The sequence below is a fragment of the Sphingobacterium sp. BIGb0116 genome (genome assembly GCF_024808035.1).
In the GTDB taxonomy this organism is placed as follows: Bacteria; Bacteroidota; Bacteroidia; order Sphingobacteriales; family Sphingobacteriaceae; genus Sphingobacterium; species Sphingobacterium paramultivorum.
Genome location: NZ_JANUDT010000003.1, coordinates 335,134 through 358,694 on the forward strand (window position 1 = coordinate 335,134; position 23,561 = coordinate 358,694).

Here is a 23,561-nt window from a genome sequence, read left to right on the forward strand (position 1 = left end):
TTAAATGATTTGTTTATTAAATTATTCTGATAGAAATTTGTGTTATTAATAATTTCAATTATATATGAAGAAGAGTTTATTAGCACTTGCACTGGGGGGATTGGGGATAGGAATTACCGAATTTAGTATGATGGGGATGCTACCGGACGTTGCCCAAAGTCTGCAAGTTTCAATTCCGGAAGCTGGTTATCTCATTACAGCTTATGCCTTAGGTGTAGTTATCGGTGCCCCACTGTTGGTGGTTGTTATGAATCGATTCTCGCCACTTAAGACCTTGATTATCCTCATGGGATTGTTTACCCTATTTAATGGATTATCTGTAGTTGCTCCAGACTATGGTCTTTTGTTGGTATCGCGTTTTATTTCGGGATTGCCACATGGTGCTTTCTTCGGGGTAGGGTCTGTTATTGCCAGTCGATTGGCCGATCCTGGTAAAGAAGCGCAGGCTGTAGCGACGATGTTTTCCGGATTGACAGTTGCCAATTTATTTGGGGTTCCATTGGGTACCTATATTGGACATCATTTTTCATGGCGTTATACTTTTCTATTGATTGTTATCGTCGGTATTTTGACCATGTTAGCCTTAAAGTTGTGGATGCCTAAAATGAAAGCAGCACCTAAAAATAATCCTTGGAAGGACTTTGGCATTTTTCGCAATGTGAATGTCTGGTTTATGGTTTTATTATTTTCAATAGCTCCAGGGGCACTGTTTGCCTGGATAAGTTATATAGCTCCGCTGATGACTGAAGTGTCTGGTGTTGCTGATAAATACCTGCCTTATATTATGGTTTTGGCTGGATTAGGTATGTTTGTGGGGAATTTGATCGGAGGGAAGTTGACGGACGCTTTTTCTTCAACAAAGGTGGTTGTAGCCGTACTGGTGGTTCAGATTTTATGTATGTTGGTTATTTACGGGCTGTCTGACAACGTTTGGGTATCCTTGGTGATGACTTTTTTAACCGGAGTCACTACTTTTGCGCTCGTACCTTCGTTAACCTTATTATTGCTTAACTCGGTAAAAAGTGATGCTGAAATGTTGGTTGCTTCTTTAGGACCTGCTTGTTTTAATATTGCGAATGCATTGGGTGCCTTTTTAGGTGGTGTACCCATTAATCAAGGCTATGGTTATACTTCTCCGGCTTTGGTTGGTGCGGTTATGGCAGCTTTAGGAATCGTAATTTCCCTATGTTATATCCAACGAAGCAAAAAGCAACCGGCTGTGGCTGCCAAAAAGGTTCTTGAGGATGCGGTAGGTCAGCTTTCGTAGAGTCCATTATGTTGTCTTGAAATTTGCTATCGGTTTTAAAAAAATAACGTATAGAATTGGTGTTAACCTAGATTTCCACCAATTCTATTGAAGATGGACTGAAATTGAACATCGATATTTTCACCCAGGTACATGCGCTTGGCCTGACGTTTTATTGGATAACCTTGGTTCAATAGAAAGGAAACTGCGGTTGTATTCTCTTTCGGTAGCACAACTTTGGAATTTTGCATTAAATACATTTTTAACAATGCCATTCCTGCAGCTTGTTCATTGGCAACAATAAGGCCTTCTCCCAAAGAAGGAAAATAATAACCGCGGAGCGTTTGGTTCTTCACATATAGAAAACCTGAAATGAAATGCGGTTCTATTTCGCATCGTCTATTTTCAGCTGCGGTTGTTAGGTCGAGCCTCAGAAGTTGCTTTTTGTATCGGGATTGATATTGCTGTATATTATTGTCCGCTTCTTCAAGATGGGGTGCTTGTATATCATCAAAGAAAAGATAAGAAGAAGATTCCTTGAAGCCGAGCTTTGTGTAAACAGGCGCGCCCATATCCGTTGCAATGAGTTGAATGCTGTTGCATTTTTTGTTGTTTGCTATACGAATAAGTTCTTGGGTGGTTTGTTTCCCATAGCCTTTTCCTCTTTCATCGGGAGCGACGATAATATGTCCGAGCCAGGCAACGTTGCTATGGATAATGGTCGTACCTATGGCCACAATTTTCTGATCGACCAGGAGTTTTATGGGGAAACAAAAAGGGCTTTCTATATAATGCTGTATTTTGATCGGCACATTACCCCATCCTTCTGGACTTAATGCTGTGATGACGGAGAGATCAGAAAACTGAATCGGTTCAAAATTCATCTAACATCTATTTTATTACTGCTTTATTGTACTTGTTTTTATATTCAAGGGGAGAGAGTCCTGTAAACCGACGGAATATCTCGCGAAAAGCCTTTATGTCCGTATATCCAATAGCGTACATCACTTCATTTACCGTTTTCCTCGAGCTTTCCAATTCTTTTTTTGCCGATTCTACTTTTATCCGTTGAAGATATTCCACGGGCGTATTGCCTGTCGCTTTAATAAATCTACGGTCGAAATTCCGACGTCCGACAGTGAATTTTTCAGATAACTTCTCCATGGAAATTTTTTCTGAAAAGTTATTCTCGAGATAGTCCTGTGCACGCATGACCATTTCATCTCCATGTGATTTTTGACCATTAAAGATCATAAAATCGGACTGTGTTTGTCTGGCAATATCAATTTGAAATATTTTGGAGCAATAAATAGCCGTCTGTCTGTCGTAGAACTTTTCGACCAGGTAAAGGAGGAGATTAAGGAACGAATAACCGCCACCATTGGTATAGATTCCTTGCTCATCAGTAATAATTTGTTCTGTTTTTAAGTTAACCTTTGGAAAGAGCTTATGAAAATTTGCCGCTGATTTCCAGTGGATAGAGCAGTTTTTGTTATCCAAAAGCCCTGTGGATGCGAGCAGATATGCGCCGGTACACATGCTTGCAACATTTGCTCCCTTGGTATAATGGTCTAATATCCATGCTGAGAGCATGCTATTACCAGCTTCTATCGCACTAAAATTAGAAATGACAGCGGGTACAATAATGAGGTCGGTCTTTTGAATCGTAGTGATATCTTTCTGCGTCATGACCGTTAATAATCCATTGACAAAGTTACTCTGTTTGGAAACTCCTGCCAATTCTATATTAAATATAGGTTCCCTGTTCAGTTTATCGTAATAGCGGTTCGCTTCTGTGAATACATGGTATGTTCCAACAATGCACGATATGGTATTAGGGCCTGTCTGACTGTCTGGAACTAAGATCGTTAGATGTTTCATGTTGAAAGTTTATAAGATTGAATAAACGATAATACGCTTATTTGATACTATCCAAATATACCGAAACGACTTGTCTAAATCAACCGCTGAGAATGTCTATTTTACACCCCTTTTTGTGTTTTGAAGTCCGCTATATTTGATCTATAAATTTAAATTAATACCACAAGATGGTACGAATGATCGCAATATACAAGACTCCTACGAATAGGGAGTTTTTTGACAAACACTATTTTGAGACACATATTCCCTTGGCAAAAACGCTTCCGGGACTTATTCGTTTAGATTTACATATTTGATTGAGGTATAGGAATATAAGAAGTATGAGTTAACGTTATAAAATACGATGAATGATGAAAAAGGAAGATTTTAAAATAAGCATTACCGTTGAAGCAGGTGCTCAACGTGTATTTGAAGCAATCAATAATGTCCGCGGATGGTGGTCTCAAAATATTGAAGGGCCAACTGCTGCTTTGCATGATGAGTTTATATATCATTATCAGGATGTACATCGTTGTCGAATACGAATAGAAACGATGGAAACAGATCGTAAAGTAGTCTGGCGGGTCCTCGAAAACTATTTTAAATTCACCCAGGATGAACGGGAATGGACTAATAGTTCCATTATCTTCGATATTGTGGAAGATGCGGGTACAACTACATTACATTTCACCCATCGTGGGCTTAATTCCCAGATGGAATGTTATCAGGTATGTCATGATGCCTGGACGTATTATATAGCGGACAGCCTAAGACAATTGATTTTAACTGGGCTGGGACAGCCTACTCCAAAGGAGGAAATAGCGCTGGGGGCTATGGAAGAGAATCGCATACCACATGATCTTGGGACAAAAAGTATCTACCATAGGCTGTTAATTGAAACTCCTGTAGAGACTGTTTACAAGGCGCTTACAACGGCGGAAGGACTAGCAGGCTGGTGGACACCAGATACCAAGGCAAAGCCGGAGATTGGTGCGATCCTGCGGTTTGGATTTGGTCCGAGCTATTTTAAAAATATGGAAGTTATTTCGCTGAAGCCTTATTCCAGGGTCGAGTGGCGCTGTGTCAAGGCATTTGAGGAATGGATTGGAACGACACTGACCTTTGAACTTGAACCTCAGCAAAAGGGATGTATGCTGCTGTTTCACCATGATGGCTGGGCAAATTATAGTGCGGAATTTGCTTCCTGCAGTTTTGATTGGGCACTATTTTTCAGGAGTTTAAAATTTTTCTGTGAAAAAGGAAAGGGTTTTCCTTATCCCGAATTTAAGGTATAAAATTCCTGAAGGGGCATAGTGTATTTTTGGTATAAAATGAGACTATCGCAATAGCTCGGCAATCGCATGCAGATAGTCTTTATTTTTAGAAAAATCATTATGTCCTTCCTTTGCCAAACGTATCAATTTATCCTGTTTTTTAAAAAAGTTACTCAGTTTAATGGAAGAATCAAAATAGACGGCATTATCCTGGTCTCCGTGGAAGATGATCGTTCTACATTTTACTTTTTGCAATGCCGCAGCATTGTCGAAATAAAAGGGGATCCCGCTTGTATCGAGTTCAGGAGCGACATGTTGTGTCCAATCTTGAAAACTATAGTAAGGTGCCTGAAGAATAAGCATTTTTGGAGAATTATGCGAAGCAATAGTTGAAGCAAGTGCCGTGCCCATAGATTGACCGATTATGATAATGTGATCTTCCGGATACTGTTGTGTCAGCTTATCATAGACCGTTTGCAGATCACGATAAAGTAGTTCTTCATTGGTTACTTTACCTTCACTTTTTCCGTAACCTCGGTAATCCAGCATAAAAAGATCATATCCGTTATCAGTATAGATATTGGCAATTTTACCCCAGGTATCTACAGCCCCATTACTGCCATGCAAATAGAAAATTAGTCCTTTGCTCTTGTCTGCCTTAAACAAGATTCCATGGAGTTTAACATGATCTGCTGTTGTGATAAATTGTTCTTCAAATTTGCCCTGAAAGCGGAACGTGGAATCTTGGAGCTTTTTACCTGGAAACAGTTGTTCTTCAAGTATTTCATTCCAGTTTGGTTTCACTTTAGATTTACTGTTGGATTGCGCATGTACTGCGGGGTATAAAAAGATGAATAGCAAGAGTAATAGTATTGGACGTAACCAAAGGTGACGGTAGAATTTTGTTAATGTGACGGTATTGTTTGAGTGCATAAAGATACTTGGTCTATGATTTTTATTGAAGTTACACATTTCTATGGCATCCAGAAAATGTGGGATTCCTAGTTTTAGCAGTATCTTTTCTTATAAACTTAATCTAGGTTAAGTTTATGCCTTAATCCAGGTTGTTGGAAGCAGGCTTCTTCTCGTCGTACCTTTGAGATAGCAATTTAAAATGAAGTGAATCAATTTGGGCTTCAACTTAAATTCATCAAGAACGATAAAAAAGGAGATCATAACATGAAAAAATCAATTGAAAGAATTTTCCAACGTCCAGCTCAACCGGGTATGGTAGGAGATGGATTTCGTGTATTTAATATGATACCAGGGAATGGGATTTCCCAAAAGAGGATGAGTCCATTTCTTTTACTGGATTTCAACGCAGCATTTGATTTTGGACCTTCGGATCATATCAGAGGCGTGGATGTACATCCGCATAAGGGATTTGAAACCGTTACTATCGCCTACAAAGGTAGTGTAGCCCATCACGACAGTTCGGGAAACAGCGGAGTTATTTGTCCGGGTGATGTACAATGGATGACTGCCGGTGCGGGTATATTACATAAAGAATACCATGAAGAGGAATTTTCAAAAAAAGGTGGATTGTTTGAAATGGTTCAGCTCTGGGTTAATTTACCAGCGAAAGATAAATCAACGGAGGCACATTACCAGGCGATTACAGCCAATCAGATGGGGAAGGTACTATTGCCTGACGCAGCAGGGGTAGTTAATGTCATCGCGGGAAAATTTAAGGATACGGTAGGGCCAGCGAGCACCTATACGTCTGTCAATCTATTTGATATCAAATTGGCGGAGCAACATGAAACGAATTTTTTAGTTCCACAAAATCATAATACTGCGATGCTGGTTGTGAATGGGGAGGTCGAGGTCAACGGTGAACTTGCGAAGGAACATAGTTTTGTTTTATTTGGTCATGATGGTGAAGAGATCTCGATAAAGGCCCATAAAAATGCGGTTTTACTTGTGTTAAGCGGTGAGCCCATCGATGAACCTATCGTGAGCTATGGCCCATTTGTAATGAATACACAGGCAGAGATTTACCAAGCCTTTGAAGATTTTCAAGCTGGCAAGTTTGGTGTGCTCGAATAAGTGATATAAGTTTCCATCCATGGCCTACATGTATAACATGTAGGCCATTAATGGATATCATCATATAGAAGATTTTCTGTTAATTAGCTTTTCTTTAGATTATGGTGTTCAACGACTAAGAAAATTTTTTTGGCCGTCTGTCGTAGCAGATATGGATGATGAGAACCAGTAGTGTACAACAAAAGCCTGTCGACACCACGCCATTCCATTGAAAGTATTTCCAAGCGAGAGGGGCCAGGTAACTACCCAATGATCCACCCGCAAAGTAACTAAACATATAGACTGTATTTAGTCGGTTGGTTGCCCCGATATTTAAGGCAAAGAAAGCAGATTGATTGCTGATATGCATTGATTGTAAACCCAGGTCAATTAAGATTACACCAGTTATTAATCCGATATAGCTATTCCCCCCGATGTAGAATACAATCCAGCTCAATAGCAGGATACATATGGAACCAAGAATAACGGTATACGTAGAAACACGCGTTGCGATCCGGCCGACCAATGCTGCTGCCAAAGCGCCAACAGCCCCTATTAATCCGAAGGATCCAGCTACAGCGGACCCCGCGTGGAAAGGAGCTTCCTGTAAATGAAATACCAATGTAATCCAAAAAGCACTGAATCCCGCAAAACCTAGGGCACCTCTGAGTGCAGATAGCCGTAACACCGGTTGAGTTTTTGTCAGATGGATCAATGAGTGCATTAATTGTAGATAACTTCCTTGAAATGTCGGTTTCACATCGGGGAGTGCGAAAGCTAATAATAACATGAATAGAACCATTAATGCAATCGCCATATAATAGATCGCCTGCCATCCCCAGATATCGCCAATAAATCCTGCTGCGACGCGGGAGAGCAGAATACCTAATAGTAAGCCACTCATGACCATTCCGATTGAAGAATTGCGTTTTTCGGGAGTAGCAAGTTCGGCCGTAAGGGGGACGAGCATTTGGGGAACGACTGAGCTAAATCCAACCATAAAGCTTGCGATATAGAGCAGCCCAAGAGTGGGAGCGAAGACCATTGCCAATAAGGAGGCTATGATGAGTAGAAAAATTGATAATATTAATTTCTTTCTTTTTATCATATCTCCCAAAGGAACGATAAAGAGTAGCCCTGTTGCAAAACCGATCTGGGTGAGCATAGCAATCATACTAATTGCAGCTTCACTAACGTGAAAGTCTTTCGCCATCAATCCCAAAAGCGGTTGATTATAATAGTTGTTGCCGACGACTACTCCAGTTGTCAAGGTAATAAGCCATAAAAGAGGCTTCGTCAGTATAGGTGTATCCCGTTTTGAGTTTACGTGGAGTTTTATGTTTTGATTTGTTATGTCTGTTGTATGTATCATTTTGAATTTTATCTCCTTGCCTGCAAATTTACAGCGATCAGTAATGTAGGAATTGAAGAATTCGATCCATGAATTGAAGAATTGAAGTTTGATTAACCTAAATTGATCCAGAAGTGAGATGATTGTGTACTGGACCAGATATTGTGTTTCTGTTTTTTGACTTAAGTCATGGTTTTCAATTGCGAGGCGTCTGGATGCCATTTTTAATGCTAGATGCCCTTGAAAAATATCGTTTATTGTTGGATGAGAATCCAATGGTTGTCAGAAGGCTATCCAATAGAATAGTTGCTTCTTATCTTAATATTTCACAGGAGATCGTGTGTCGTTTAAAGTCAAAGGTTTAAAATTCAACTGGCCTATGCAGTTCTTATATGCATAGGCCAGTTGAATTTTAGATGAAAATAGTGCAGACTGATCAATCAGGTTTAAAGATTTATTTGCTGATTTCTCTTTTTCCGAGAAGCATTATATACAATGATCACACTAATCGTCATCAGGATAAATGCTAAGAAAAACGGCGCGCCAGAAAATTTAAATGGTGCTTTGTCATGGGTGAAATAATAAAATAGGTTTGTCATCATCGGTGGACCAATAATCGATGTTGCACTCATTAAGCTCGTTAGTGCACCTTGAAGTTCACCCTGTTCGTTTGAAGGAACATTTTTGGTAATAACAGACTGAAGAGCTGGTCCACAAATACCACCCAAGCAATAAGGGATAAGGAAGACGAACATCATCCATCCCTCGCTTGCAAATGAGAATAACAGTAGTCCAATGGCATACAGGGTCAATCCATAGAAAATGCTTTTTTGTTCACCAAGTTTGGGTGTAGTCCATCGAATTAAAACACCCTGAACCAATCCAATCAATAATCCAATAACACCTAATGAGATACCTACCATTCTTTCTGTCCAGTCGAATTTATACATGGTGAAGAAGTTCCAGTTACTTTGAACTGCATGACCTGCGATATATATTAAAATTAAGGCAACGATTAATCCGGATATTTCTGGATGTTTTCCAAGAAACTTAAAGGATCCAATTGGATTTGCGCGTTTCCATTCAAAAGCTCTACGTTTTTCTTTATCTAAGCTCTCAGGTAAGATAAAATAGCCATACAGGAAGTTTAGCATACACAGTCCTGCGGCCGCATAAAAGGGAACCCTGGCACCATAGTGACCGAGTAGACCGCCGATAACTGGGCCGATGATAAAGCCTAGACCAAATGCAGCGCCTATTAGACCAAAGTTCTTTGCCCGATCTTCATCCGTGGATATATCAGCGATATAAGCACTTGCCGTTGTAAAACTAGCGCCTGTCAGTCCAGCGATAACACGTCCTAAAAATAGCCAACCTATAGTTGGCGCGAGGGCAAGAAAGATGTAGTCTACAGCAAACCCAAAAAGTGAGATCAAAATAATTGGCCTTCTGCCATATTTATCACTGAGGTTACCAACGACAGGAGAACAGATGAATTGTGTGAAAGCGTAGGCAAAGCCGAGCCAGCCGCCATATTTTGCCGCTTCACTGATGTCGCTATGAATCAATTCCTCGATAAGTTTAGGAACGACTGGAATAATGATTCCCCAACCCGTAATATCGATTAGTAGTGTAATAAATATGAATCCGATTGCTGCTTTTTTCTTGGAATTTTCCATCATGATTCAAAAGTAATGAAATCCTTAAAAACTTGTTTGTTATTTAATTACTAATTTGTGCTGCGTGTTATATTTTCGGTAGTGTTAACAAACAGAAAACAAGAAGTTTTTTTCTTTCGATAGAACGCCTAAGTCTGATTAGATCGCTTGACATTTTGGATGGTGCCGTACAGTAAAATTACATGAATTCGCAATAAAACACAGTTTATTTGCTTGGGCATGTAAGGATAAAGCAAGTTCTATCTGGGATTTATCTGTGATGAGAACCTCGGGGTGTAGTGTGACTTCTGTAAAACGACCACTTCCATCTCCATCCGTTTCGAGGGTAGCGATAGCATTGTCCGTATAGGATAAAACCTCGATGCTATTTTGTGAGCAGACGTACAAATAGGACATCATGTGGCAAGAAATCAGGCTGCTAAGCAGCAAATCTTCCGGATTGTACAATGCGGGGTCACCTTTGAATGCTTTTGCTGCGGAAACTTGCAGGTCAGCTTTCCCTTCGATCGCGATGTGATGGCTCTTTGTATAAATTTTTGAACCCACAGCAGTAGGCTGTTCAGGATTTTTCCAAGTTAAGGACGCTTTGAAGATATGTTTGTAACTCATTTTTGTTTCAAATTTAAGGTATTCTCCAATATTATAGGACGTCTAGTCCGCAAATTGCAAGATGTGCAGGATAGGTCGAATTGACTAGATCAAAATTTTATATTTATCATTTGGAGCAAATTGGCATTTCGATAAAACTACTTCGTTTGTAATCAGACTGCAGTGGTGTCTGATTACAGTACTGTTATGTGCGAACAAAAGTGATATAATCTGTGTTGATAGGCTCAATCCCATTTTTTCGCATTTCGCTTGCTATTTGCGCCCTGTGATAGGTGCCATGATTAAAGACGTGTAACAGAATGTCGTTGGCCTTATTATGAAAAGCCTGATGCTGTGTGTTTGTATAATTGATAATTTCATCCTCCATATCATTTCTGCGCTGAATCTGCTGCCCAAATCCTTCTGAAGTTAAATCGTGATACCTTTGGCAATCGATGATACTGTGCTCATCCCAAACACCAACAGGTGGTTTTTCACCAGTTAATCGACTTAACCAAATAATCTGCGCATTGACAATATGGCTAAAGAGCCGTATGCAAGAATGAGGTACTTTTTCGCCTTCACTTTTCAGTTTATCCAGTAGTGCTGTATTGGCCCAGTTATTATATAACCAAAGCTGCATAAAAGTAGTTGACATCTAATTGTTGTTTATGTGGGTTCTATAAAATTAAATATACGGAAGATAGAAGTAAATGAAAATTACCTAATTAATTAAAATTATAGAATAACGCTATTCTATATTGATAACCTAGCAAATTACTTTATTTGCTGGATGAACTAGCTGTTGTGTGCACGCTAAAAATCATAGTCATTTTAAAGCAATATATTTGTTACAATTTAATTATTTTGTGCGTAATTCTATTTTTTGAATTTGCTCAGTTCTTAATTGGGATATATTCAGATTGTTAGCATTATAGGTTTTTGTTTTTTGTCGCAGAAATGTCTTTTTGCGTTATCACTTGACAAGTCAGACTACCACAAACTAAAGGATATCATTATATTAGACTGATATTATTGAAAAGTATGCTATCTATGAACAGGTTTTTCCAAAATTACAATACGGGGAAACGTATTATCCTTCACTTGTGTTTTTGGTTTTTGGTTTTGGGAATGCAATTCATTTCCTATCAGCGGATAGATATTGATAATTCCTGGATTTTGTTTGTAAAGGATGTATTTTCTTTGTTGACAATATTTTATGTGACAGCATATATCATCATCCCGCGATGGTTTATTCCAGGGAAGTTTGTGTTATGTATATTATGGTTGTTGTTTATTTACGCCTGGTGGTCGTTTCTAAGTTACTTTGCTGCACTATTAACGTTGAAATATCTAACACCAGATATTCGCCTGTCAAGCTATCTTGAAATAATATTAAGTCAAGGCATCTTTGGTGCTTTTCGCCTTTCTTCCATTAGCGATTATTTGTTGGATTTTATTTTTTTGGTGGCGCTGCCATTGACCGTAAAAATTGTACAGGCATTTATGTCTGTCAGAAATTCAAAAATGAAACTTGAATTGAAAAATTCAGCACTGGAATTGAACAATGTCCAGTTGGAACTTGCCTTTCTAAAATACCAGATTAACCCACATTTTTTACTTAACACACTTTATAGCATCTATGTGCTGGTATCCGATCATGATGAAAGAGGCGGCGAAAGTATGATGCGTTTAAGCAGTATTATGGTGTATTTACTGCATGAAAGTAATCAACCCAGGATAGAAATTAGCCGCGAATTTCAATTGCTAAAGGATTATGTTGAATTGGAAAAGTTACGCTATAGCGAGACCGTGCAGATCAAATTAAATCTGGCGGCTGAAGACGAAAACAGCATGATGGTTCCTTTGATCTTTTTTCCGTTTGTAGAAAATGCATTTAAACACGGCCCTCGGCTAAGTTCTTCGGCGGGATGGATATCCATAGACATTAAAGTGAGGGATGATAAGGTATATATGCACGTGGCTAATGCGTATAGAGAACTTTCAAAACCAGAAAATTATATCGGTGGATTAGGGATAGAAAATGTAAAAAAACGACTGGAACTTCATTATCCTTATAATCACAATTTGGAAATAAAGTCGCATGAGGGTGTATTTAGTGTTAATCTTGTTGTAACTTTACATTCGGAAACAGAGCCGTAGCACCAAAGCAGCGGGTTGCGAAGTACTTATGAATAGAATTAAAACTATCCTTATTGAAGATGAGCCTATTGCGAGAGGTCGCCTGGAGAAATTAGTTTCCAAGTTAGGCCTGATTGAAATATTGGGTGTATTCGAAAACCCATTGCAAGCAATTGACGTTTTAAGACAGCACGAGGTAGATCTCATTTTATCGGATATAGATATGCCTGAAATGGATGGAATTACCTTTCTCAAAGGACTTGCTCATCCACCATTTGTTGTTTTTATAACTGGGCATTATGAGTATGCGGTCGATGGATTTGAGCTGGATGTGATCGATTATATCTTAAAGCCACTCCTGACGGAAGAGCGCTTGATCAAGGCAATTGAAAAAGTTCAAAAGGCAATTTTGTTTTCTAGAAGGGGCCCACAAGGTGAAAGAAAGGCGATTAAGATAAAGGATCGGAACAAAACTATTTTTATAGATCCGGCGGATATTTTCTATCTAAAAGCCTGGGGGGATTACATTCAAATTTATACGTTAGAAGGTATGCAAACGTTGCTGTCTACCATGAAAGATATGGAAGCAGAACTACCTTGGGATATGTTTGCTCGTATGCATCGGTCCTATATTGTCAATATCAAACAGATCAAGGGTGTTGAGGCAAGTAAAGTCATTCTGAAAAATGGGACAGAACTCGGTATCGGTTTACAATATCGTAATCAACTTTTCGCGAAGATGGGACTTATATAATTTATCGGATTCATACGTTCTTTCTGTTTTCCAATTTGCATTTTATAATAGCCAAGCATAAAGTGGTAAACAGCAAGTTCATGTAAGCGTTGATCGGACATGAACAATCGGTTAATAAACATATGAATGTAGCTTGATAGTAACGATGTTCGGGCCGACTTGAATTCGTCTAGATCGGTATGGCTCCGTAAGGTGTTAAATATGTTGTATTGAAGTGCATTTAGTTTCTTCTGGGAGTTTTCCGTGTTGTCTAAAGGTTTGTCGAACCAGTCTTTTTTCTCTTTGAACTTCTTGTTGAGATGAATCCAAAGGTTTTTATTATTATCAAATTCTTGCTGATAAAGCGTATTCATCTGTAGGCAGAAATCTCTTTTTTCGATCAGCGTAAATTTTGCAGCTTCTAATAGCGACTCAATATTTTCGAAAGCCAGGCGCCATCGATCATTGTTTGAAGTACTTTGTTGAATAACCTTCAGTACCGTTTCGCTCTGTTGATAGAATAGCTCCTCACTAAGTTCCATACAAAATGGGGTATAGCGTTCAATCTCCCGTGTATAAGTGTCAAAGGATAGCGTTGATATCTGACCATCTTTAATAAACTGTTCTAATAGGGTATTAAGCGTGGATATAACGGAATAATACTGGCTTGGATCTGAAAGCTCAACTCTAAACCTAATGTGGGGCGATGGATCGTTGTACCGTATAAAAAACCATTTTTTTAGGACATTTTGCTGACTAATTGTCGCTACGATAATGGGGAAAACTTCCTTTAACAAGGTGTCTGCAAAATGTAAACCACAATAGATCTTGGCGTAAAGCCATTCACTGCCCAAAGGGAAGCATCTTTTTAGGTTATTGTCTTGCGGAGCTGATTCATTTGTGAAAGTCTCCTGTTGTGATTCTATTGGAATAATGATTTCGTTGGCAAAAATATGTCCATCTTTATCCCTGGCTACTGATGAATAGTCATTCAGGATATATTCGGTTAATATGGTCTCTCTTTTGCACATATGATCCAATACGATTTCTATGCAAAAAGGATTGTCTAAATCTATCAACAGTTCATTATCGCCGCTGCTGATGATGACCATTGCAGGGATTGCTAACTCCGCTTGTATATTTTTTATGAAAGCCTGAGGATTACTGGGGTATTTCGCTATTTTTTGAATTCGCCACTGGGCTCTAGACAAGATAATATTTTTGTAGCTTATTCTTGGGAGCCTCGGCTGCTCTTTCATAATCCCCCAATTCCAGGAAAGATCCAACCTATTATTTTGGAACTGAAAATCTGCGAGAAACTTGTAAATATTCATACCCTGTTCAAAATTGTGGGCCGTCGTCAAACGGGGGATAACCATTTTATTGAATTTCTTGGACCACAAGATTAGACGCTGTTCTTTAAGGAACAGGTATAAGTCATTGACATCAATTTGCTCTTGTTCTTCGTCGATTGTTGGGCTTAGGCAAATTGATGCCTTTCGCAGCGCAGGTCTATAAATTATATTACCAGCATTATTGTCTGGGTAATGACAAATCTCGGCAAGTATTGCATTGGGAAAATGCTGCTGCTCTTTGTTGGCCGATTCTTTTAATTTGTTATGCAATTCTTCATCCAAATGTGCAAATCTGGAAATTAAGTTTCCTGATGACGAACCACCAATAGTACCTAGATTGAAGAATAAATTTTCCTGACATGAACTTCTAAGGAGATTGCCGATGGCATAGAATGAAGAAGGGATAGTATGGACTGTTTGTTTACGCTGTTTAGCGATATGATTTAGATCTTTGCCGGTCAGCCGAATTTCGGTGAATTGATTTTTTACACTTTCTACAAATTTTTCAATGACCAGATCTTGATAATGGTGGTCCCCATATTTTTTTTCGCCCGTCGGAGTGATGTTTTTAACTTCCCCGAGTATTTCATCCGTTATATTGTAAACACCTTCTTGACGTCCGTAACCAATCCCAATATCGGGGTCTAGAGCTGTCGTTAGCGGGACCATTCTATCTTCATATTTACCAGAGAACGCAGCTCTAAACTGGTCAAAATCTGTTAACTTAGCCTGGCTGCAAAGTGGTAGTAAATCCTGAAATTGATCTCTTATGTGATTTAATGCGGTATCTGATAAGTTATTTTCGTCCATCCCCATGAGGAGGTCCCCCTGTAACGAATTGGTCATATCAAGGTCTGGAGCTAAAGGCTGCAATAATTTAAGGATGGCGTTTCGGATCTCAATGACAGATTGAGAACTATGAAGCCATTTTTTTACTGTTAATAAAGGATTTAAATAATTTTCCGCCTTATCCACTCTTTCAAGCGAGGTTATCAGGCTGTCCAGATAACCTCGGCCAATTACATTGGGCTGTAATTCAGACGATATGATTCCAAGGCTGATGAGGTTATTGACGAATAGGCTCGCATGCGTTGTTGATGCTCCAAGACCTTGCAGCAGATCGATTAATGATTGATAGTGGCTGGTTCTCTTATTGCGTTCAAAGTATTGGATGACTCGATCCAAAACTGGAGTAAGCCTTATGCGTTTCAGGATATGCTGTCCTTTCTTCCCATTTGCCACTTTTTGATAATATTTGTAATATTTACCATCTAAGTATAAGGTCGGATTGATACGATAATAGAGTTGACTGTAAATTCTTTTGTCTTTTGAAAGCTGTTCAATAATTCCTGTCAAAATGGTGGCATCCAGTTTTAATACAGCTTTATTCGCATTAGCCCTAATTAACGATACCTTTTTTTCGGAGACGGTAAGGTTCCCAAAAGATACCCCTGCGAATAACCCGAAAGGCGTACTTCTGGTGCTCATCCTAATCGCATATTTGAGTAGTGAAGCGATCATTTTTGAGCTGCTCTCTTTCTTATATTCAAGCCATTTTTGAACCTCTACAGAGAAGGCAGGGCTCGCCAAAAATAAGGCTTCTTTTAATTGCTCATCTTGAAACAAATGACGAAGTTTCTCTTCCATTTCATTTATCTCTTTTATCGTTAAAAGATCAACGGCAAATGCAGCTGGAAGTAGCGGCGTGCGCAGAAGAAAATAATCGGATAAGTGGAATAATGACATGAATTAGTAGGACTAGTATTGCATGACTTGTTTTATACAAGACTGAAACATTTCGGGCGAAATTGGTTTTTGCAGCGCAAAATGCTTTCTGTTTTTGATAAATTCCGGATAATGCCAGCGTGACACAGCGGACGTAATGATCAGGATAGGAATATCGGCGATCAATTCGGCAAGTGTATTAATATTGCCGCCGCTAACAATGAGATCGAGGAATAAGATGTCTGCAGATTTTAAATCATGACTAAATAATGCTGGATTTTCAATGTCTTCAACCATCTTTATCAATTGAAGATCTGGAAACATATGAATGTATTCAACTATCTTTTTTGTCGCCAGGGGTTCATCCTCAATGAGAATACATTTAAGCTTGGGTGAAATCATATACTCGGTTCTTTTTTTATTTAGTAGGCAATAAAGACGATTGCTGTAAAGGCGCCTACCAGAACGCCTTCACAGCATTATCCTCTTTTATATTACTTTTGAAGATGTAACTGTCTTAATAGTTACCAGTTCCATGTCATCAAAATCAAAAAATGAGATCGGTTCGACCACGCAGACAGTTTGTACATCCAATACAAAATCCTCCGCTAAAAAATTTTCAATGTTTTCCATAGTTTACGTTTAAATTGTAAGCAAATGTGCTTTCTACGGAAAAGAACAACGAAAAATATCGACAGAATTGAAAATGAATCGGACGAACTAAAGAATCTATTCGACGAAAAAATAGCGCCTGTTCCTATTTCTGTTCGCAGTGTATTAGACGCTGTTCGAATAGTCTGCCAGATTATAATTAGCATTGAAAGAAGGTCCATCGTATGCTGTTGGAAAATTCGACGAAACAGCATTTGAGTACGATGAAATAGCAGCTACTTCATTGTATGATTCCATCTGGTTCATTATTTTAGACCTATCTATTTTAGCAGCGAAAAACCATTTATTTAGCCATTAAAACCATATAGCGTAAATAGATAAACTAATGAGAGGGCTTGAGGTAAGTCCCTCCAAAAAAGCATCTGCCAAATAAAAAGGTGAGTAGTGTGGGCGCGTAAAACAATTGAGAATATGAATTTATCTAATGAAATGCACAGTTTTTTGAAAAGAGAAGGTTTACGGTTATTTAGAAAAAAAGTAAGCTGGCAGACCTCTGCGAAATATCAGATCTATGCAGATGGGAAAACAAAGATTGGTGTCGCATTTGACAGAATTCAAAATTTTATCGATGAAAATACCAATGCATCCGGCTGGAGTGGAATGGAAACGATTAAACTCGAAGAACGTGGTGATTATATTTGTTGAAGAAGTTGAAAGCTAAAGAAGAATTGAGTTAAACCTGTCGTATCGTATTATCGAATAAATATTACAAATCAATTCCCTAATTGTGTAATGATTTCGATGTTATTTGTGGCCAAATTTGTTGTGTAAAATAAAACAATCAGTTATGGCGACAGATATTTATAAAGATACGGTTTATCTACCTTTAGAAGATGTTGAAAGTGAACATTGTGCTTCAATTGTCGAAAAAGGACTAGCTCAGGTCAAAGGCTTGGCGAGCTATCGGGTGGAATTGAATAATCATAGAGCTGTTATCGTACCTAAAGATAGCGAAGCGGTCGTTAGCAGTGTAAAGACGATCAAAGATCTTGGTTATGGTGTTTCTACATTGACCAAGACATTTCCAGTTCTTGGGATGACTTGTGCCTCATGTGCCAGTAGCGCCGAAAGTATGGCGAAATATGAACAAGGGGTTGTTAATGCGTCTGTAAATTTTGCAACCGGAAACCTTACGGTTGAGTATTTGCCTAATATTACGGATCATTTAAAAATCCAGAAAGCAGTCCAGGCTGGTGGCTATGATTTATTAATCGAAGATGAATCTACACAGCAGGAAACTTTGGAGGCTATTCACGCAGCTAAATTTCACAAGCTTAAAATCAAAACACGATGGGCAGTATTGCTATCGCTTCCCGTAGTCGTGATTGGTATGTTCTTTATGGATATGCCGTACGCAAATCCTATTATGTGGCTGTTTTCTACACCTGTAGTTCTTTGGCTAGGCAAGGACTTTTTTGTCAATGCGTGGAAACAAGCGAAACACCGTTCGGCCAATATGGATACACTCGTTGCATTAAGCACTGGAATAGCCTACATATTTAGTGTATTTAATATGCTCTTTGCTGAATTTTGGCATCAACGTGGCTTGCATGCACATGTGTATTTTGAGGCCGCCTCTGTTGTCATTGCTTTTATTTTATTGGGTAAATTGCTGGAGGAAAAGGCCAAAGGCAACACCTCATCTGCCATTAAAAAGCTAATGGGGTTGCAGCCCAAGACGGTTATGGTCATTCAATCGGATGGGGTAGAGTGTCAGGTCCCTATAGAAGCCGTTAATACCGGCGATATCATTCTGGTAAAACCAGGAGAGAAGATCGCTGTCGATGGTGTTGTTATCAGTGGAAATTCCTATGTTGACGAAAGTATGTTAAGCGGGGAGCCGGTCCCGGTTTTAAAAACGGGAAATGAGCAGGTATTTGCAGGGACGATCAATCAGAAGGGCAGTTTTCAATTCAAAGCTACAAAAGTTGGTCGGGAAACAATGCTTGCACAGATCATTAAAATGGTACAGGATGCACAGGGAAGTAAGGCTCCTGTTCAAAAACTGGTCGATCGAATTGCTGGTGTATTCGTTCCTGTTGTCATTGGTATTGCTATTTTAACTTTTCTACTGTGGTTTACTTTAGGTGGAGAAAACCATCTGGTACAGGGTTTATTGGCGGCAGTAACGGTTTTAGTTATTGCTTGTCCTTGTGCACTAGGTTTAGCAACTCCTACAGCGATCATGGTTGGAGTGGGTAAGGGAGCTGAACAGGGCATTTTAATTAAGGATGCGGAAAGTCTGGAGCTGGCCAAAAAGGTAAGTGCAGTTGTTTTGGATAAAACCGGTACTATTACGGAAGGAAAACCTGTTGTCACTGACGTGTATTGGAAAAATAATGAAGATAATTTGAAAGGTATCCTGTTGAGCTTGGAGAAACAGTCAGAACATCCATTGGCAGAAGCTGTTGTAGGGTATTTTAATGATGTGAAAGTTACTCCAATATCCTTTATCGAAAGTATTACGGGGAAGGGTGTAAAGGGCAGTGAAGGAATCGAAACTTACTACGTAGGGAATCGGAGGTTGTTGGATGAAAATAGAATTACAATTTCGACAGAATTGATGGAACATGCTACTCAATGGGGAAATCAATCGAAAACAGTGATCTGGTTTGCCAATAGTCATACTGCATTAGCTGTAATTGCCATTGCGGACCGGATTAAGGAAACTTCTGTACGCGCTATCAAGGAGATGCAAGCAATGGGAATTGAACTATATATGCTGACTGGTGACAACGAGGCTACAGCCAGGGCCATCGCTGCGGAAACAGGTCTTCAGCATTACAAAGCTGAGGTATTGCCAGAGCACAAAGCCGATTTTGTTAAGGAATTACAGCAAAGGGGGCAGGTGGTCGCTATGGTTGGGGACGGTATTAATGATAGTACAGCCTTAGCAACAGCGGATGTCAGTATTGCAATGGGAAAAGGAAGTGATATTGCAATGGATGTAGCGAAAATGACAATTATTTCTTCTGATTTGACGAAGATACCCCAGGCAATTCGACTTTCGAAACAAACGGTCGCAACGATTAAGCAAAACTTGTTTTGGGCGTTTATTTATAATTTAATTGGGATTCCCCTCGCTGCAGGTATTCTGTATCCATTCAATGGCTTCCTTTTAAACCCGATGATAGCTGGAGCTGCAATGGCATTGAGCAGTGTAAGTGTCGTCAGTAATAGCTTGCGGCTTCGTTGGAAAAAATAGCTAACTATGGTTAAGCTGTAGACCTCGTTTTAAACGGTAAATATTGTAAAACAAAATAGAAAAACTATAAGTATAGCCGATTGATTAAAGGGATATTTGTATAGATAATTAAATAGATTAATAACATTAAAATTAAATAACATGGAAAGCAAAGAACTTCAATTCAAAACAAACCTTACTTGCGGGGGATGTGTATCCAAAGTAAGTGCAGATTTGGATAGTGTGGACGGTATCTGTGAATGGAATGTTGACACCACAAATGCAGACAAAATTCTGACTGTAAAATCTGAAGGTGTTTCGGAGGAAGAAATAATTGAAATTATCAAAAAGAAGGGTTTTAATGCAGTGACCTACTCCGCATAATTGTTCCATAAATCTATAGAAGCCTCACACCCTAAAAGTTGGACAAAACCTTTAGGGTGTTTTTATGAAGTATAATTATGAGACGAAACTGAGCTCAGTTTTATTAGTATTAAATTTGGGGTTTACCTTTTATCCATTTTAATTTTAGATTCCTGTTAATTAAAATGGATAAACATATCTTTAAAATTAAGTGTCATTTTAGAAAATTGGCGGATAATATCTTGTCCTATATTTCCATACACGGTTTCATTCTTGATCTTAGATTTTAATAGGCTTATCTTTTTAAGAGCGATGGGTTTATCGCCGATATGGAATGTATGTTGTATGACAAAGCCATCATATTCAACGTTACCACCTGCGCCACCCATGGCGACTTTGGTCGGTATACCATATTTTTCGATATACTGTTTGTAGGTTTCGTAAAATGGCGCATAAAGGATTGTTTTTTCCGCTCCTGTATCAAAGGTATAGTGCTTTCCATCAATGGCAATAAGGGGTGATAACCCATCTATTGCAAGATTTGAAGCCTTCTTTGCAACTGTAGGTCTCTTGGGTACAATAAAAACATCATCTTGTGTAAGCTGTACTTCTTGCATTGCTTCTATGACTGGGAAGCCTATTATGCCATTGATCTGATAGCCAATTTGTGGGATATAAAGTGCACTGTCTGGGAAAACCAGAAATATAGCATTCGATATGTTGATGTTACCAAGTTTTAATTGTTTACAGACTGCTAAATCGGCTTTGATAGCAATACCTGTAATTGCGTCTACATCAATATCTGCAGGGATAATATCCATATGAAGTCGTTTGGCCACGGACTCCGAAACTGTCGATAGGTTTGCTCCGGTGTCAAATATGAAACTTGCTGTATCACCGTTAACCTCTACTTTTAGATTCTTTAAGCCGGCTTTATCTTTCGTCATTTTAAGACGGGTATCGTCGTTGATTTGTATACGCTGCGGTCTTACATGATCAAGTGCCGACCAGATTTTTAGATTGTTTCGGAGATCCGCTCTTGTATCTGTTGACAGCAAGGGATCGAATTCGAGTAGGATTTTCTGCGTTGTCTGTTTTGCCCTAGCGTAATCCTTCAATTTGACAAAATTATCTTCCTGAATACGGCGTATTTTTAGTCGCAGTGTGTCTGGCAATTCTTCTGTTGCTGTGTTCAGCAATGCGATTTTTTTGTTTGAAGTGATGGGGCTGTTAAAGGCATTATCGAGTATTGCCAAAATAAAAAGTTGCTCATGGGCGTTTAAGAAAGTTTTATTTACCTTAAACAGGTCGCGGGCGGTGAAGAAATCTTTTGATGCTATTAGCTGATATAGCTTGTTGAATTTAGTTGAGGTGGATTGCCCGAAATTAAACTGGGGGGTGATGAATAACAGGAAATATGTTAACAAGTATTTTTTGAAATGATTTGCTGGGAGATTCATGATGTAGTCAATAAATTGTCTTTTGATCAATGATATGTTCACGCTTTTAAATGTCGGAAAAGTTCTTGTTATTTTTTTAATTTTATTATTACTTATTTTATTATTGATCAATGGTTTATGTTGTGGAGTTGTGTGCGATACTTGTGGTCTTGAATAATTAAGGTTAAATTAGCTAATGTTTTGAGAAATTTCTCCTAGGAGGATTGGATTGACGAGATCTCCGAATTCGGATTTAATCTTTTAACCCTTACTTTAAGAGAACGATTAGTGAACAGGATTTATTTTTAATAGAATAATTTAATGAAACAAAAGACGATGAATATTAGGTTTAATAGCGGGGTTATTTTTTTTGGTCTTGCGGCTTTATCAACCAGTTTATTTTTTGGCTGTGGAAACACAGGAACTAAAAAAGAGATCAAGGCCGAAAAGGTGGAGGAACCTGCTGCAGCTACTGTACCCACAACGCAGGAGTTATCTTTTAAGGATAAAGAGGGTAAGGTTCTTCAATTAAGTGCTTTAAAAGGTAAGGTCGTGTTTATCAATTTCTGGGCGACCTGGTGTCCTCCTTGTATTCATGAACTACCTTCTATTGACCAGCTTAGGCAATCACTTAAAGATAATAAGGATATCGTTTTCCTCATGGTGGATGTTGATGGCGACATGGAGAAGTCTTCAGCATTCATGGCGGAAAACAAGTATGATCTGCCCCTTTATATAGCAGAGGGTGAAATTCCTGCAGAATTCTTAGGGCAGTCCATCCCGACAACGGTGATCTTGGATAAAACTGGAAAGATCGTAGAGCGTTTGGAAGGAAGCCGTGACTATGGAACTCCTGAAATAAAAAAAGCATTGCAGGATATCGCGAGCGGCAGTTAAAGATCCATCGTTGTAATCGCTAGTTTCTATGGATGGAGAATAGAATTTGAAGAGAAAAAACAGTATTTTCGCGGTGTCAAGTTAATTTACAGCTATGTCCGAACTTCAAGAGCAGACTGCAGTCAGAACGACTTATTTTAGTATTGTAGGCAATGCATTACTAGCATTGTTAAAATGGCTAGCTGGTTTCTTTGGAAACTCCTATGCCTTGATTGCGGATGCAATTGAGTCAACAGCGGACATATTCTCTTCATTTTTAGTGCTTCTAGGTTTAAAATATGCGCAACGACCTGCCGACGACAATCACCCGTATGGTCATGGTCGGGTAGAACCCCTCATTACATTTATTGTCGTTGGTTTTCTCATCGTTTCTGCAACCATAATTGCTTATGAAAGTATTGAGAATATAGGAACGCCACATGACCTGCCAAAGCCTTGGACCCTATTTGTTCTTGGCGGGATCATTGTATGGAAAGAAATTTCTTATAGGATCGTTATGAAGAAAAGTAAAGAAACAAATAGTTCTTCACTTCGTGCAGACGCTTGGCACCATCGAAGCGATGCGATAACGTCAGTTGCAGCATTCATTGGGATATCTATTGCATTGTTGCTCGGAAAAGGATATGAAAATGCGGATGACTATGCGGCATTATTTGCTGCTGGATTTATACTGTATAACTGTTATCATATTTTCAGACCGGCGCTTGGCGAGATAATGGATGAAAATGTATACGATGAGGTCATTGATAATATCCGGGAAGAAGCATTAAAGGTAGATGGGATAAAAGCCACAGAAAAATGTTTTGTCCGCAAATCGGGGGCTAAATATCATGTCGATCTGCACGCTATTGTTGATAGTGAAATTACCGTAAGGGAAGGGCATGAGCTGGCGCATAAACTCAAAGACCATTTGGTTGCGCATATTCCTGATCTAGGTCATGTGATGATCCATATTGAACCGAACGAATGTCTTTGGGAAGCAAATTGAAATGGCAGCACATGTTACTTTGAACCGTGCCGCCATT

General features: G+C 39.0%; 23 protein-coding genes. 11 read left to right on the forward strand and 12 right to left on the reverse strand.

Annotated elements, in window-relative coordinates; genetic code table 11:
* Nucleotides 1-64 precede the first annotated feature (64 nt).
* Entirely contained in the window at nt 65-1,267 is a 1,203-nt protein-coding gene (locus tag M2419_RS10300; protein WP_153848675.1) for an MFS transporter, read from the forward strand.
* A 62-nt stretch (nt 1,268-1,329) separates the two neighbouring features.
* Here the strand turns inward: M2419_RS10300 and M2419_RS10305 are convergent, their stop codons facing one another.
* Nucleotides 1,330-2,130: a GNAT family N-acetyltransferase gene (locus M2419_RS10305; RefSeq protein WP_153848674.1), complete on the reverse strand. Its 801-nt coding sequence runs from the start codon at nt 2,128-2,130 to the stop codon at nt 1,330-1,332.
* 7 nt (nt 2,131-2,137) lie between these two features.
* Nucleotides 2,138-3,127: a GlxA family transcriptional regulator gene (locus M2419_RS10310; protein ID WP_182332083.1), complete on the reverse strand. Its 990-nt coding sequence runs from the start codon at nt 3,125-3,127 to the stop codon at nt 2,138-2,140.
* Between the two features lie 176 nt (nt 3,128-3,303).
* On the opposite strand from M2419_RS10310, the gene M2419_RS27490 reads away from it, so the two are divergent.
* Both M2419_RS27490 and M2419_RS10315 read left to right on the forward strand, forming a co-directional pair.
* Entirely contained in the window at nt 3,304-3,423 is a 120-nt protein-coding gene (locus M2419_RS27490) for an EthD family reductase (protein ID WP_202883770.1), read from the forward strand.
* Nucleotides 3,424-3,474: 51 nt separating this feature from the next.
* On the forward strand, nt 3,475-4,401 hold the full coding sequence (locus M2419_RS10315; protein WP_227550369.1) for an SRPBCC family protein: 927 nt from the start codon (nt 3,475-3,477) through the stop codon (nt 4,399-4,401).
* A gap of 42 nt (nt 4,402-4,443) precedes the next feature.
* Here M2419_RS10315 and M2419_RS10320 read toward each other — a convergent pair whose 3' ends face one another.
* Nucleotides 4,444-5,313: an alpha/beta hydrolase gene (locus M2419_RS10320; RefSeq protein WP_159726778.1), complete on the reverse strand. Its 870-nt coding sequence runs from the start codon at nt 5,311-5,313 to the stop codon at nt 4,444-4,446.
* A 246-nt stretch (nt 5,314-5,559) separates the two neighbouring features.
* On the opposite strand from M2419_RS10320, the gene M2419_RS10325 reads away from it, so the two are divergent.
* On the forward strand, nt 5,560-6,429 hold the full coding sequence (locus M2419_RS10325; RefSeq protein WP_182332082.1) for a pirin family protein: 870 nt from the start codon (nt 5,560-5,562) through the stop codon (nt 6,427-6,429).
* Between the two features lie 115 nt (nt 6,430-6,544).
* On the opposite strand, the gene M2419_RS10330 is transcribed toward M2419_RS10325, so the two are convergent.
* The 4 genes from M2419_RS10330 to M2419_RS10345 all read right to left on the reverse strand — a co-directional run bounded on the left by M2419_RS10330 (nt 6,545) and on the right by M2419_RS10345 (nt 10,684).
* Nucleotides 6,545-7,981 (reverse strand): MFS transporter, encoded by a 1,437-nt coding sequence (locus tag M2419_RS10330; protein ID WP_227550368.1) that lies wholly within the window; start codon nt 7,979-7,981, stop codon nt 6,545-6,547.
* A gap of 224 nt (nt 7,982-8,205) precedes the next feature.
* A complete protein-coding gene (locus M2419_RS10335) occupies nt 8,206-9,441 on the reverse strand; it encodes a TCR/Tet family MFS transporter (RefSeq protein ID WP_327196885.1) in 1,236 nt (411 codons plus the stop codon).
* A gap of 135 nt (nt 9,442-9,576) precedes the next feature.
* On the reverse strand, nt 9,577-10,047 hold the full coding sequence (locus M2419_RS10340; protein WP_153848669.1) for an OsmC family protein: 471 nt from the start codon (nt 10,045-10,047) through the stop codon (nt 9,577-9,579).
* 184 nt (nt 10,048-10,231) lie between these two features.
* Nucleotides 10,232-10,684, reverse strand: a complete 453-nt coding sequence (locus M2419_RS10345) for a DinB family protein (RefSeq protein WP_153848668.1) — start codon at nt 10,682-10,684, stop codon at nt 10,232-10,234.
* Nucleotides 10,685-11,079: 395 nt separating this feature from the next.
* On the opposite strand from M2419_RS10345, the gene M2419_RS10350 reads away from it, so the two are divergent.
* Together M2419_RS10350 and M2419_RS10355 are read left to right on the forward strand one after the other, a co-directional pair.
* Nucleotides 11,080-12,189, forward strand: a complete 1,110-nt coding sequence (locus M2419_RS10350) for a sensor histidine kinase (protein WP_182332080.1) — start codon at nt 11,080-11,082, stop codon at nt 12,187-12,189.
* Nucleotides 12,190-12,217: 28 nt separating this feature from the next.
* Entirely contained in the window at nt 12,218-12,922 is a 705-nt protein-coding gene (locus M2419_RS10355) for a LytTR family DNA-binding domain-containing protein (RefSeq protein ID WP_153848666.1), read from the forward strand.
* Here the strand turns inward: M2419_RS10355 and M2419_RS10360 are convergent.
* The 4 genes from M2419_RS10360 to M2419_RS10375 form a co-directional block, all read right to left on the reverse strand.
* Nucleotides 12,892-16,002, reverse strand: coding sequence for a lantibiotic dehydratase (locus M2419_RS10360; protein ID WP_259254938.1), 3,111 nt, complete (start codon nt 16,000-16,002; stop codon nt 12,892-12,894). The two genes, M2419_RS10355 and M2419_RS10360, sit on opposite strands and share 31 nt — an antisense overlap.
* Before the next feature lie 12 nt (nt 16,003-16,014).
* Nucleotides 16,015-16,383 carry a hypothetical protein gene (locus tag M2419_RS10365; protein ID WP_153848664.1) on the reverse strand — a complete coding sequence of 123 codons (369 nt, stop codon included), beginning with the start codon at nt 16,381-16,383 and terminating at the stop codon, nt 16,015-16,017.
* Between the two features lie 87 nt (nt 16,384-16,470).
* The gene (locus tag M2419_RS10370) at nt 16,471-16,614 is read right to left on the reverse strand and encodes a hypothetical protein (protein WP_153848663.1); all 144 of its coding nucleotides are present in this window, start codon (nt 16,612-16,614) and stop codon (nt 16,471-16,473) included.
* A 144-nt stretch (nt 16,615-16,758) separates the two neighbouring features.
* Nucleotides 16,759-16,890 (reverse strand): hypothetical protein, encoded by a 132-nt coding sequence (locus M2419_RS10375; protein ID WP_259254939.1) that lies wholly within the window; start codon nt 16,888-16,890, stop codon nt 16,759-16,761.
* A 174-nt stretch (nt 16,891-17,064) separates the two neighbouring features.
* Between M2419_RS10375 and M2419_RS10380 the strand changes: the two genes are divergently transcribed.
* From M2419_RS10380 to M2419_RS10390, 3 genes are all read left to right on the forward strand, one after another.
* Nucleotides 17,065-17,298: a hypothetical protein gene (locus M2419_RS10380; RefSeq protein WP_259254940.1), complete on the forward strand. Its 234-nt coding sequence runs from the start codon at nt 17,065-17,067 to the stop codon at nt 17,296-17,298.
* Nucleotides 17,299-17,440: 142 nt separating this feature from the next.
* Entirely contained in the window at nt 17,441-19,858 is a 2,418-nt protein-coding gene (locus M2419_RS10385; RefSeq protein WP_153848662.1) for a heavy metal translocating P-type ATPase, read from the forward strand.
* Between the two features lie 141 nt (nt 19,859-19,999).
* Nucleotides 20,000-20,221: a heavy-metal-associated domain-containing protein gene (locus M2419_RS10390; protein WP_075992582.1), complete on the forward strand. Its 222-nt coding sequence runs from the start codon at nt 20,000-20,002 to the stop codon at nt 20,219-20,221.
* Nucleotides 20,222-20,376: 155 nt separating this feature from the next.
* Here the strand turns inward: M2419_RS10390 and M2419_RS10395 are convergent, their stop codons facing one another.
* A complete protein-coding gene (locus M2419_RS10395; RefSeq protein WP_153848661.1) occupies nt 20,377-21,702 on the reverse strand; it encodes a retropepsin-like aspartic protease in 1,326 nt (441 codons plus the stop codon).
* Between the two features lie 273 nt (nt 21,703-21,975).
* Here M2419_RS10395 and M2419_RS10400 point away from each other — a divergent pair, with 273 nt between their 5' ends.
* A complete protein-coding gene (locus tag M2419_RS10400) occupies nt 21,976-22,536 on the forward strand; it encodes a TlpA disulfide reductase family protein (RefSeq protein WP_153848521.1) in 561 nt (186 codons plus the stop codon).
* 94 nt (nt 22,537-22,630) lie between these two features.
* Entirely contained in the window at nt 22,631-23,524 is an 894-nt protein-coding gene (locus tag M2419_RS10405) for a cation diffusion facilitator family transporter (protein WP_153848520.1), read from the forward strand.
* Nucleotides 23,525-23,561 lie beyond the last annotated feature (37 nt).